Origin of the sequence: Rothia sp. HMSC071C12 (genome assembly GCF_001813895.1) — a bacterium.
Taxonomy (GTDB): Bacteria; Actinomycetota; Actinomycetes; order Actinomycetales; family Micrococcaceae; genus Rothia; species Rothia mucilaginosa.
The window spans coordinates 145,004-157,064 of the sequence record NZ_KV814368.1; the positions used below are offsets into that span (position 1 = coordinate 145,004).

A 12,061-nucleotide genomic window follows, 5' to 3' on the forward strand; every position below is an offset into this window, starting at 1 on the left:
TTTCACAAAGCATCCGCCCCTTTCGGCGTTAGTTTCAAACTAGTCGAAGACTAGCCCTTAGCAACCTCACCGAAGTGAGCTGCCAGAGTGCCCTCGTGAGCTGCACGCAGCTCATCCAGGTCAATGGAAACCTCATCCTGGAAGTCCAGAGCGTTCGATGCAGCATCCACCACACCAATACGTGCGAAGGGGAACTGGCGAGCGGTGCACATATCCTTGAAGCGCACCTCCTCAGAACGCGGAACCGAAACCACAACACGGCCCAGGGACTCCGAGAACAGCAGGGTGAACAGGTCCAGGCCGTCACGCTCAGCAACCTCACCCAGGCCGATGCGGGCACCGGTGTTGAAACGCAGGCAAGCCTCCGACAGAGCAGCAGCCAGACCACCGGCAGACACGTCGTGAGCGGCATCAATCATGCCGTCACGAGACATGTTCACCAGCATGTCACCCAGCTGACGCTCCAGAGCCAGATCAACCTTCGGCGGCTGACCGCCCAGGTGACCCTTGAAACGAGCCCACTCGGAGCCGTCCAGCTCATCGCGAGTGGTACCCAGCAGGTAGATAGCCTGACCGTCATGCTCAGGAGCCCAACCCGAGGGGGTGCGGCGGGTGACGTCATCCATCACGCCCATCATCGCTACCACGGGGGTCGGGTTAATAGCCTTGCCACCGGTCTGGTTGTACAGGGACACGTTACCGCCGGTCACCGGAACACCCAGCTCCATGCAGCCATCAGCCAGGCCGCGAACAGCCTCAGCGAACTGCCACATGACATCCGGATCCTCGGGAGAACCGAAGTTCAGGCAGTCAGACACAGCCACGGGGCGTGCACCAACGGTCGCAACGTTACGGTACGCCTCAGCCAAGGACGCGCGAGCACCCTCGTACGGATCCAGGTAGGTGAAACGAGGGGAGGCGTCGGTCGCCAGAGCAACACCGAGGTTGGTGTTCTCGTCCACGCGCACCACACCGCCGTCGTCCGGCATGGACAGGGCGGTGTTGCCCTGAACGTAGCGGTCGTACTGGTTAGTGATCCAGGACTTGGAGCACATGTTCGGGGACGCCATGAACGCCTTGATTGCCTCGCCCAGCTCCTTACCGCGCGGGCGGGAATCGTCAGCAGCCGAACCGGTGAAGTGGTTAGCCTGAACGTCATCCTGCCACTCCGGGCGTGCGTAAGGACGCTCGTAAGTCGGGCCGTCGTGTGCAACAGTGCGGGGGTCAACATCCACGATGACCTCGCCGTCCCACTCGATGACCAGGCGGCCAGAGTTGGTGACCTCACCGAGGAAGGAGTACTCCACGCCCCACTTGTTCATGATCGCTTCGAAGCGCTCCACGTTCTCGGGGGAGACCACAGCCATCATGCGTTCCTGAGACTCAGACATCAGAATCTCGCCCGGGGTCAGGGTGGGGTCACGCAGCAGAACCTTGGTCAGGTCCACGTGCATGCCGCCCTCACCGTTAGAAGCCAGCTCGCTGGTTGCGCAGGAAATACCCGCAGCACCCAGGTCCTGAATACCCTCCACCACGGAGCCCTTGAACAGCTCCAGGCAGCACTCAATCAGAACCTTCTCAGCGAAGGGGTCGCCCACCTGAACGGCAGGACGCTTCGAAGGCTTGGTGTCATCGAAAGACTCGGACGCCAGCACCGACGCACCGCCGATGCCGTCGCCACCGGTGCGCGCACCGAACAGAACAACCTTGTTGCCCACGCCCGATGCGTTCGCCAGGCGGATATCCTCGTGGCGCATAATGCCCACAGCCAGTGCGTTGACCAGCGGGTTTGCCTGGTAGCAGGAGTCGAACTCAACCTCGCCGCCGATGTTCGGCAGGCCCAGGGAGTTACCGTAACCACCAATACCGGCAACCACGCCGCCAATAACGCGGGCGGTGTCCGGGTGATCAATCGCGCCGAAACGCAGCGGATCCATCACAGCAATCGGGCGTGCACCCATGGAAATAATGTCACGCACAATACCGCCCACACCGGTCGCAGCACCCTGGTAGGGCTCCACGTACGAGGGGTGGTTGTGGGACTCAATCTTGAAGGTAACAGCCCAGCCGTCACCAATATCGGTCACACCGGCGTTCTCACCGATACCGACCATCAGGTCCTTCTTCATCTCATCGGTGACCTTCGCACCGAACTGCTTCAGATGAACCTTAGAAGACTTGTAGGAGCAGTGCTCGGACCACATGACCGAGTACATTGCCAGCTCAGCCGCGGTAGGACGGCGACCAAGAATCTCCTTAATATCCTCGAACTCGTTCTCCTTCAGGCCCAGCTCAGCCCAGGGGAGTTCGGTGTCCGGGGTTGCCGCCGCGTGCTCGACGGTGTCGAGGTTAAACTGCTTTTCGCTCATAACTTCTTAGAATCCTTGTCGTGCGTTAGCGGGCGTTAATCAGGTTGGCAAGAACGGAGGTGAACACGCCGAGACCATCGGCGCCACCGCGCAGAGAAACCTCACCAAAACCAGAAGAGGAAGGACCGAAGCCAGGCTCCACAGCGTGCTCCGGGTGCGGCATCAGACCGACCACGTTACCGCGCTCATTGCTGATACCAGCAATGTCGTTACGGGAACCGTTCGGGTTGAAACCAACGTAGCGGAACACCACGCGACCCTCAGCCTCCAGCGCCTCCAGAGTCTTCTGGTCAGCAACATACTGACCGTCCTGGTTCTTCAGAGGGACAACAATCTCCTGGCCAGCAGCATAGTTGCTCGTCCAGGAGGTGGAGTTATTCTCAATGCGCAGAATCTGGTCACGGCAAATGAACTTGCGGTGATCGTTCTTAATCATCGAACCGGGCAGCAGGTGAGACTCAGTCAGAATCTGGAAACCATTGCAAATACCCAGAACAGGCAGGGGAGCGGAACCGGAGGTACCAGCAGCGTTAGCGGCATCAATCACCGAACGCATCACGGGAGCCTTCGCAGCAATAGCGCCAGCACGCAGGTAGTCACCGTAGGAGAAACCGCCAGGAATAATGACGGCATCAACGTTCTTCAAATCAGCGTCGTCGTGCCACAGCTCAACGACGGTACCGCCAGCCAGACGGACAGCACGCGCAGCGTCACGGTCATCCAGGGTGCCGGGGAAAGTCACCACGCCAACGCGTGCATCAGCGAAAGCGGGGTTCGGGGAGTAAGTAGAAAAGTCGCCAACCAGGGGGACTTCAGTAGGTGCGAGGGACTCTGCCATAGGTATTAGTCCTCCAGAACCGAAACGTTCACAACGTCTTCGATGACAGGGTTCGACAGCAGCTCTTCAGCAGCCTTGCGGGCAGCTGCGAGGTGCTCCTCAGTAGCCTCACCCTCGACGGTCAGCTCGAAGCGCTTACCCTGGCGAACATCCACGAAGGAATCAACGCCGATACGGGGCAGCTCGTGAGAAATAGCCTTACCCTGCGGGTCAAGAATTTCGGGCTTGAGCATAACATCAACAACAATACGGGCCATGTGTGGGCACTCCTTGGGTGCGTGGGTTCTGTATGAGCCGTATCTCATCTTACCGTACTAACGACCGTAACGGGGGTATGCGTTCGGTTGGTGGATACTCTAAGAGGCTCGAATCACGTCTTTTACGCCTCGAGGGGCGGAAGATAGCGCTCGCACACCGCAAGCAGGCGCTCACGTAGCCCAATGGAACGCTCCGACAGCTCACGCTGAATGCGTACGTATTCAGCCTTGCCCTCGGTCGTCTCCACTGGAATCGGCTCGTACCCCCAGTCGCGAATATCGTAGGGGGCGGCGCGCATGTCCAGCTCGCGCGCATCCCACGCCAGGTCGAAACAATCCATGACCAGGGTTGAATCAACCAGAGGTAGCAGCTTGTACGCCCACTTGTACACGTCCATATTCGCGTGCAGGCACGCGGGCTGCTCCAGCACACGCTGCGTCTCGCGGGTCGGCTGCAGTTCGTTCATCGGTGCCGCCTGCGGCATGAAGAAACGGAACGCATCAAAGTGCGAGCAGCGGATGCGGTGCTCCTCCACCACGCGGTCCGTACCCTCCGCGCCCAGGCGCAGTTCCAGGTAGTCGTGGCGGATGTTGTTCTCCACTGACTTGTACGCCATCGCCCACTCGTGCATGCCGAAGCAACCGAACTGCCCCTTCTTCGCGGCGGTGTTGCGCAGGATCTCGTGGGTGAAGGCGAGGGCGGTAGCGCGGCGCTCCACAAAATCGGTGACGTCCACCGTGACGGCGGAGGCTGCATCCGCCTGGGCACGCGCCACCTGCGGGGTGCAGCCAGCGTCAAGGAGCTCCTGCTCGGTTGCATGCCGGTAGAAACGCCAGGAGGTGCGCTCGGGCGCATCCAGCAGAATGATGCCGGCGCCGGGGTGCCAGCGCTTGAACTGGCCGGGCTTGAGCGTGTAGTAGGTGAAGAGGAAATCTTCCACGGGGTGCACTTCGTGGCGGGCGCGACGCTGCGCAAACGGGTCGGCGTAGCGGCCGGCACGCGCCTCATGTGCTGCCTCTGCGGCACGCCATTGACGGGCATCCATCACCTGGGAAAACACAACACTACTCATGCTTCTAGCCTAAACGATGCCGCGACAAGGTAGGGCAGAAAGTAAAACTACTTTATTCAGTGAAGGTGTCAACAAGACCGTGTTCATCCTCGAGTTCCCAGAGCTCTTTGAGAGCTTGCTCCTTCTGAGCAACGGTCTTCTTGAGAAGTCCCTTACGGAAAGCATCGGCATCCTCGGTGCGGATACGGAAGTGGCTACCCACCTTATGCGCCGGGAGGTCACCAGAGCGAATAGCCTTCATGAGCGTGGGGCGGGAAATACCGATACGCTGCGCCGCAACGGTCGTCGTCAAATCTTGGGGGACAGGCTGAACATCAATACTCTGCCCGTTAGCCAAGGCATGGAAGACGTGCTGAATGACCTGGTTAAGGGCGTCGCCAAGCTGCTGGCTTTCTCGACCCGAAACGGTCAGCTCAATGGTGGTTTCTTCAGAATTCTTGAGAATCTCCCGCGCCTCTGCGCGAGCCTGATTGAGGGTATCTTCCTCCAGGGGGTTGGTTAGGGTGGTGGTCATTATCTTCTCCTTGGTGCTGTTGCCGGCAGAGTCAACGTCCGAAGATGCCACGTCGGTGGGGTGCATATCATTCGGTTGGAGGCTCATTGTGGTTGATACAACCCTACCCCTATCTGAAATAACTGTAAAGCGTTTCAGTTATTTCACCTATACACAGACAAAAGGGAGGGGCGGTGCCGGATCAAACCAGCACCGCCCCTCCCGAAGCGTACAGCCCACAAACGAGCTAAACCCTAGCGGCCAGTACCACCGTAAACAGTAGCCTCACCCTCAGCGTCCAGACCGAACGCAGTGTGCACCGCGCGAACAGCCTCATCCAGCTTGCTCAGCTCAGTAATCACCGAAATACGGATCTCAGACGTTGAAATCATGTCAATATTCACGCCAGCAGTCGATAGCGCATCAAAGAAAGTGAACGAAACACCCGGGTTAGTCTTCATACCCGCGCCAACCAGCGACAGCTTACCAACCGACTCGTTGTAAATAACCTCCTGGAAACCCAACTCAGCCTGCGCAGCCTTCAGCGCCTTCAGCGCAGCATCGCCCTGAGCCTGATCCAGAGTGAAGGAAATATCGGTCACGTTCGGGCGGTCAGTCGGCACGTTCTGAACAATCATGTCCAGGTTAACCTTCGCCTCATTAATCAGGCCGAACACCTTCGCTGCCGACCCGGGAACGTCCGGAACACCAACAACGGTAATCTTCGCCTGGCTACGATCGTGTGCAACACCAGAAATCAGGGGCTGTTCCAAGGGAATCTCCTTCAGATGGGTGGGGGTCAGTTCCGCGGAGTCCTCCGGGATCACAATGGTGCCTTCAAGGTTCGAGAACGAAGAACGCACGTGAAGCTTCAAATTAAAACGACGAGCATACTCGACACTGCGCAGGTGCAGAATCTTCGCACCATTCGCCGCCATCTCCAGCATCTCTTCACTGGTGACGGTGTCCAGCTTGTGCGCGGTCGGCACGATGCGCGGGTCGGCAGTGAACACGCCGTCCACATCCGAGTAAATCTCGCACACATCGGCGTTCAGCGCGGCGGCCAGTGCAACAGCGGTCGTATCGGAGCCACCGCGGCCCAGAGTCGTAATATCACCGCTCTGACGGTGAACACCCTGGAAACCAGCCACAATCGCAATATTGCCAGCGTCAATCGACTCACGGATACGCTCCGGGTTGACCTCAACCAGACGCGCAGAACCGTGCACGCCGTCAGTAATCATGCCAGCCTGAGAACCAGTGAAAGACTGGGCCTTAGCACCCAGGTCGTTAATAGCCATCGACAGGATGGCAGTCGAAATGCGTTCACCGGCAGTCAGCAGCATGTCCAGCTCACGAGAAGGAGTGACATTGCTGGTGACCTCTGCGGCAAGGTCGAGCAGCTCATCGGTGGTGTCACCCATAGCGGACACCACGACGACCACATCGTTACCTGCCTTCTGAGTGTCCACGACGCGGCGGGCAACGCGCTTTACGCCCTCCGCATCAGCTACGGAGGAACCGCCGAACTTTTGGACGATCAGGCTCATAGAATTCTCCAGGTCAGTTACTTGTGTGCCACCGGCAGACGCCGGCTCCTCATTTATAGTAGACGGCGTTCAGTGCAAGCGGCTAACTGTGCACCCGTATGTATTGCCCCGTGAAATATTACGTAGTGTTACACGGTGGCGATGCAGGGTATGGAGGCGAAGGCGCAGTGGCGGGCACAGCAAGCCTGAGAGGGCTAGTTTTTAGGTCCACGGGTTCACGTACGTGACGCCCGGCAGCGGCGGAACATCCGGCTTCGGGGTGCGCAACGGGGCGTTCTGAATCGATCGGATCTTCTCCTCATAGTCCGGGGTGCGGAACACCTCCGGCGCATCCTCTGACTGCTCGGTTACGGGTGTCTCAGTGGGTTCGGAAGCGGGTTCGGAGGCGGCGCTCGCCGGGGCCTCCTCGCCGGAGTCTTCGCCCAGGTCAGGGGCGGATTCTGCGACGGTTTCAGCATCGGCAGAATCGGCGGGTGAGCCCTCAGTACCGGATTCCTTGTCGCCTGATTCCTCAGCCTCCTGCAGAACCTGCTCAATCAGCTGCTCATCCACCGTGCCCTGCACACCCTCAGTGGCGGGCGCCTCCGGGCGGGAAACGGCAGAATCAGAATCCAGGTCATCAAACATGCTCGAATTCCAGCGGCGACGACTCTGCTTCGCCTCCTGAGCCTGAACCTGAGCCGCCTGCTCACGCTCCTGCTCCTCCTCACGGTTCACGCGCTCAAAATCCTCGGCGGCAGTATGCGCCGCCGCGGTGCCCTCGCTAATGACGCGGCGGCCCTCCAACGCGCGGCCCAGGGTAATCTCGTCCGCGTACTCCAGATCGCCACCGACCGGAAGACCCGATGCCAGGCGCGACAGGCGCACACCCAGCGGCACGAGCATGCGCGAGAGGTAGGTTGCGGTCGCCTCACCCTCAAGGTTCGGGTCCATCGCCAGAATAATCTCCTGGATACGCTCATCCGCCAGGCGGGACACCAGCTCACGAATACGCAGCTGCTCCGGGCCCACACCCGCCAGCGGGTTAATAGCGCCGCCGAGCACATGGTAGCGGCCGGTAAAGGAACGGGTACGCTCAATCGCCACCACGTCCTTCGACTCCTCGACCACACACAGCACGGACGGGTCGCGGCGCTCATCACGACAGATCGTGCACAGCTTCGTCTCGGAGACGTTACCGCACTCCTCGCAGAAGCTCACGCTGGTCTTCACCGTGGAAATCGCGTTGGCTAGGCGCGCCATATCGGCAGCATCCGCATTCAGAATGTGAAAAGCGATGCGCTGAGCCGACTTGGGGCCCACACCCGGCAGGCGGCCGAGCTCGTCAATGAGGTTTTGAACTGCTCCCTCGTACATGGCTTCTCCTTCAGATGCGGTGTGTTGTGCTGGTGCGTTGGCGCGCTGTTCTTGGGCGACGTTATGAGTATGCACCCAACCCCTGACAGTTTAGGGGCGTTTCGCGTAGCGAGTATGCGGCTGGAATGAGTGCGCCCGCCATCGGTGCGATGGCGGGCGCAGCACCTATAACCCCGGATTAGGGCTGGTGCAGGGGACGTTCGTCAATGACGGTGCCACCAATAATTTTTTCGATAGCGCGCAGACCGATGAAGGTGCTGTTTTCGACCTTCTCATCATCCTCAGAGACGTAGTCCTCATCGGATGCGGCGCGTGCCGGGCGAGCCGGTGCCGCCGGTGCGCTGGGAATCGGTGTGCTAAGAGTCGGTGCTGGGGTTGCGTTAGAAGCCTGCGTTGCGGGCTTCTCATCGCTTGCCGGAGCAGTATCAGCCGGTGCTGCCTGCGGTGCCTCTGCCAACGGACCAGCAGGCTCAACCGGATTAGCAAGCGGACCAGCCGGTGCTACGGGCGCAGTCGGCACTACGGGCGCAGTCGGCACTACGGGCGCAGCGGGTGCCTCAACCGGTTCAGCGTAGGCAGGCTCATCCTCAAAAGGGGGCTCCTCCTCATACGGAGGTTCCTCCGCGTGAGGGGGCTCCTGCGAGAACGGGGGCTCCTGCGTGTACTGGGGATCCGGGGCATGCTGGGGTTCCTGTACATGCTGGGATTCAGTAGCGCTCTCCTGCTGCGGAACTCCACTACCGGAGGCCGCAAAGGAATCACGCTCACCAAAACCACCCGCCGGAGCAACCGGAACCTGCTGACCTGCCGGAACCTGCGGAGCAACCGGGGGCTCAGTCGCAAGCGGACCAGCCGGTGCCTGCGGTGCAGCCGGGGCAATCTGCTGAGGTGCTTCCTCGGGGGCGCTCTGCGGAATCGGGGCAACCTCCCACGCGCCCAGGGGGGCATCCACGCTCGTGGACTCGGGGGTGTTTGCGCCGGTCAGCGGCTGACCGTGGCGACGCCACGCATCCTCACCGCCGCGCGGACCATCAGCCAGCGGTGCCGGCTGAGCGGGCTGCGGGGGAGTCTGCTGAGCGGGCTGCTGAGGCGCCTGCGGGGCAACAGCGGTCGGAGCCGCGGGCCGCGCTGCGGGAGCACTGGGCGCTGCGGACTTGACCTGCTCACCGGGCTTCGCCACCTGAGCGTGGATGGTCACCTGACGGCGCAGGAACTCACTCACGCGGGCGGTCAGCTCGGGCACAAAGCCCTTGACCGCGCGCAGAGTCGCAATGTCGGCGCTCACGTACAGGGTTGCGCCGTCCATGCGGGCGGGGCGAACCTTCATCAGCTGCTCCGCCGCACCGGGAACGCTCATTCGGTTAAGAATGGCGCGCCAATTACCCTGAACCGCCGCCAGCGGATCGTTCGGGTCAAGCTTCAGAGGCGCGGAGGGGGTACCCGCCGCAGCTGCTGCAGGAGAAGCCGGGACATTCGGTGCCGCCGGAGCATGAGGTGCCGCCGGGGTGTTACCCGCTAGGGGAGCACCAGCCGCAGACTCCTGCGCGGTCGGTGCCAGAGGTGCAACACTAAGGGGCGCACCCGCCAGCGGGGGAGCACCCGCGCTGGCCTGCTGAGAACTGCCCTGCTGAGAGCCGCTCTGCTGAGGGGCTGCCTGCTCCTGAGAAGTCTGGGGTGCAGACACCTGGGTCTTAGGAGCCAGGCCAGCCGCCGCCATACCCGCCGCGCGAGCCGCAGACATGCCGCCCTGCGCCGGGGCAGAACCAGCAGAACCCGCGGAACCAGCAGCACCAGAAGCCACGCGGCGCTCCAAAACCTGCAGGCGAGAAGCCAACGCCGCAACCTCAGCGCCACCGGCAGAACCCTCCACCGCAGGCAGAAGCAGACGAGCACACAGCAACTCCAGCTGAAGCTGCGGATTCGCCGCACCCGTCATACCATTCAGAGTCTCATTCGCCGTACCCGCAGCAACCGTCAGCTCACGCTCACCCAAAGCCTGAGCCTGCTGACCCAGACGCTCCAACTGATCCTGCGGAAGACCCTGCAAAATCTGACCCGCAGCCTGCGGAACAGCCTTCACCACAATCAAGTCACGCAGACGCTCCAGCAGATCCTCCACAAAACGGCGAGGATCCTGACCGGTCGCCACCACACGCGACACCGCGCCAAAGAGAGTCGGCGCATCCTTCGCACCCAACGCATCAATGACCTCATCCAGAAGCTGCGCATGGGTATAACCCAGCAGCGCCACCGCACGGTCATACTCAATACCGTTCTGCGACGACGCACCAGCCATCAGCTGGTCAAGAATCGACAGCGAATCACGCACCGAACCGCCGCCAGCACGAATCACCAGCTGCAGCACACCCGGCTCAACCGGCACCTGCTCCTGATCGCACAGACCCTGCAGGAACGGCAGAAGCACCTCCGGCGGAACTAGGCGGAACGGGTAATGGTGAGTACGCGAACGAATCGTGCCCAGCACCTTATTCGGCTCAGTCGTCGCGAAGATAAACTTCACGTGCTCCGGCGGCTCCTCCACAATCTTCAGCAGCGCATTGAAACCCTCACGGGTCACCATATGCGCCTCATCAATAATGAAGATCTTGTAACGGTCACGCACCGGCGCCAAAGTAGCGCGTTCACGCAGGTCACGGGCATGATCCACACCGCCGTGGCTCGCCGCGTCCATCTCAATCACGTCAAGAGAACCGCCACCATCACGCGACAGCTCACGGCACGAATCGCACACACCACACGGAGTCGGAGTCGGACCCTGCGCACAGTTCAAGCAACGCGCCAAAATACGCGCCGACGTGGTCTTACCGCAACCACGCGGACCCGAAAACAGGTACGCGTGATTCACACGGTTCTTCTCCAGAGCGACCATAAGAGGTTCGGTCACGTGCTCCTGCCCGATAACCTCAGCGAAGGTCTCGGGGCGATAACGACGATAAAGGGCAGTGCTCACGGCAACCTCTTCAACTCGGGGTGCGGATAGGACAATCCCTACCATTTTAGACGCTCCACCCTCGGCACGAGTGGTCACCAGTCACCGGCGAACACGCACACGTCACGGATGCTCATCGGGCAGTCCGTACGCCCACAGAAATACCGCGGATGCACCGAATTCCCAAGAACCCAAAAATCCGGTACACTGGTTCTTGCCTCTTACGTGGCGTTATCTTGGAAAACTCCCCCAGGACCGGAAGGTAGCAAGGGTATTCGAGCTATGACGGGTGCGTAAGGGGTTTTTCTATGCCTAAAATCAGCTACATAGACAATCAGGCACCCGTCATACCCGTCTCACTGTCGTTCGACGGCTTCAACCCAGGATTCCGCCTCGTTAGGGCTCGGCGGCTTCGACGCAGGATTTATTACCTCGCTCGCTCGGAATCCTGCGCCTCAGTTCGCTCGCTCGGAATTCTGGGTTTCAGCGGTTGCGTAAGGGGTTTTTCTATGCCCAAAAGTAAGAGTACAAGCACCCACAAATGTGCTTTCTGTTACTTTTCCCATCCAGGGCTTGCGCGCCCGGTAAAAGCGTAGTAAAGTTTTATTCGTTGCCTACGCAATGCGTAGAAAACATAGCTGGAGGATTCGCCTAGCGGCCTATGGCGCACGCCTGGAACGCGTGTTGGGTTAACAGCCCTCGGGGGTTCAAATCCCCCATCCTCCGCCACTGATCCCCGGTCTTAGATTCTAAGACCGGGGATTTTTTATACCCCTTGGTACTATTTCTTCAGAACCCCCACGGGTCCACGCGCCGCCCAGGCGCCCCATACCTGCAGAAAGCACCACCATGATCTTCAAAAAAGTAGGCGACAGCCGCCCCTACCCCCAGCACGGCATGACCCACGCCGACTGGGGAGGAATCCCGCCGCAGCAGGTACGCCTCGACACCCTCATCACCACCCAGAAGACCCTCAACCTCGAGACCCTACTCGCCGAAGACTCCACCTTCTACGGTGACCTCTTCCCGCACGTGGTCAAATGGGGCGGCGAACTATACCTCGAAGACGGCGTGCACCGCGCACTGCGTAACGCCCTGCACCGCCGCGCCGTCATGTACGCGCGCGTACTGGACCTGGATTCCATCTCTCCGGCACTGCTGCCCGGCGCGTAACC

The 12,061-nt window shown here is 60.6% G+C and carries 9 protein-coding genes, 1 tRNA gene and 1 other RNA gene; 3 read left to right on the plus strand and 8 right to left on the minus strand.

Going from position 1 to position 12,061, the window contains the following annotated elements; all coding sequences use genetic code 11:
• Positions 1 to 50: 50 nt before the first annotated feature.
• From purL to HMPREF2942_RS01735, 8 genes are all read right to left on the minus strand, one after another.
• Positions 51 to 2,369: a phosphoribosylformylglycinamidine synthase subunit PurL gene (gene purL, locus HMPREF2942_RS01700; RefSeq protein ID WP_070688109.1), complete on the minus strand. Its 2,319-nt coding sequence runs from the start codon at positions 2,367 to 2,369 to the stop codon at positions 51 to 53.
• Positions 2,370 to 2,394: 25 nt separating this feature from the next.
• Complete coding sequence (gene purQ / locus HMPREF2942_RS01705) at positions 2,395 to 3,207, minus strand: phosphoribosylformylglycinamidine synthase subunit PurQ (protein ID WP_012904196.1); 813 nt, start codon at positions 3,205 to 3,207, stop codon at positions 2,395 to 2,397.
• 5 nt (positions 3,208 to 3,212) lie between these two features.
• A complete protein-coding gene (purS, locus tag HMPREF2942_RS01710; protein ID WP_005507194.1) occupies positions 3,213 to 3,464 on the minus strand; it encodes a phosphoribosylformylglycinamidine synthase subunit PurS in 252 nt (83 codons plus the stop codon).
• A 122-nt stretch (positions 3,465 to 3,586) separates the two neighbouring features.
• Positions 3,587 to 4,537, minus strand: a complete 951-nt coding sequence (locus HMPREF2942_RS01715) for a 3-methyladenine DNA glycosylase (RefSeq protein ID WP_070688113.1) — start codon at positions 4,535 to 4,537, stop codon at positions 3,587 to 3,589.
• A gap of 52 nt (positions 4,538 to 4,589) precedes the next feature.
• Positions 4,590 to 5,051: an excisionase family DNA-binding protein gene (locus HMPREF2942_RS01720; protein ID WP_070593554.1), complete on the minus strand. Its 462-nt coding sequence runs from the start codon at positions 5,049 to 5,051 to the stop codon at positions 4,590 to 4,592.
• A 233-nt stretch (positions 5,052 to 5,284) separates the two neighbouring features.
• Positions 5,285 to 6,580 (minus strand): aspartate kinase, encoded by a 1,296-nt coding sequence (locus HMPREF2942_RS01725; protein WP_070688114.1) that lies wholly within the window; start codon positions 6,578 to 6,580, stop codon positions 5,285 to 5,287.
• Between the two features lie 201 nt (positions 6,581 to 6,781).
• The gene (gene recR / locus HMPREF2942_RS01730; protein ID WP_070688116.1) at positions 6,782 to 7,936 is read right to left on the minus strand and encodes a recombination mediator RecR; all 1,155 of its coding nucleotides are present in this window, start codon (positions 7,934 to 7,936) and stop codon (positions 6,782 to 6,784) included.
• A 178-nt stretch (positions 7,937 to 8,114) separates the two neighbouring features.
• Positions 8,115 to 10,907 carry a DNA polymerase III subunit gamma and tau gene (locus HMPREF2942_RS01735; RefSeq protein ID WP_070688119.1) on the minus strand — a complete coding sequence of 931 codons (2,793 nt, stop codon included), beginning with the start codon at positions 10,905 to 10,907 and terminating at the stop codon, positions 8,115 to 8,117.
• 191 nt (positions 10,908 to 11,098) lie between these two features.
• On the opposite strand from HMPREF2942_RS01735, the gene ffs reads away from it, so the two are divergent.
• The 3 genes from ffs to HMPREF2942_RS01750 all read left to right on the plus strand — a co-directional run bounded on the left by ffs (position 11,099) and on the right by HMPREF2942_RS01750 (position 12,059).
• Positions 11,099 to 11,195, plus strand: an RNA gene (gene ffs / locus HMPREF2942_RS01740) — signal recognition particle sRNA small type.
• A gap of 331 nt (positions 11,196 to 11,526) precedes the next feature.
• Positions 11,527 to 11,615: transfer RNA gene (locus HMPREF2942_RS01745), tRNA-Ser, on the plus strand.
• Positions 11,616 to 11,735: 120 nt separating this feature from the next.
• Positions 11,736 to 12,059, plus strand: a complete 324-nt coding sequence (locus HMPREF2942_RS01750; RefSeq protein ID WP_005507186.1) for a type II toxin-antitoxin system VapB family antitoxin — start codon at positions 11,736 to 11,738, stop codon at positions 12,057 to 12,059.
• Positions 12,060 to 12,061 lie beyond the last annotated feature (2 nt).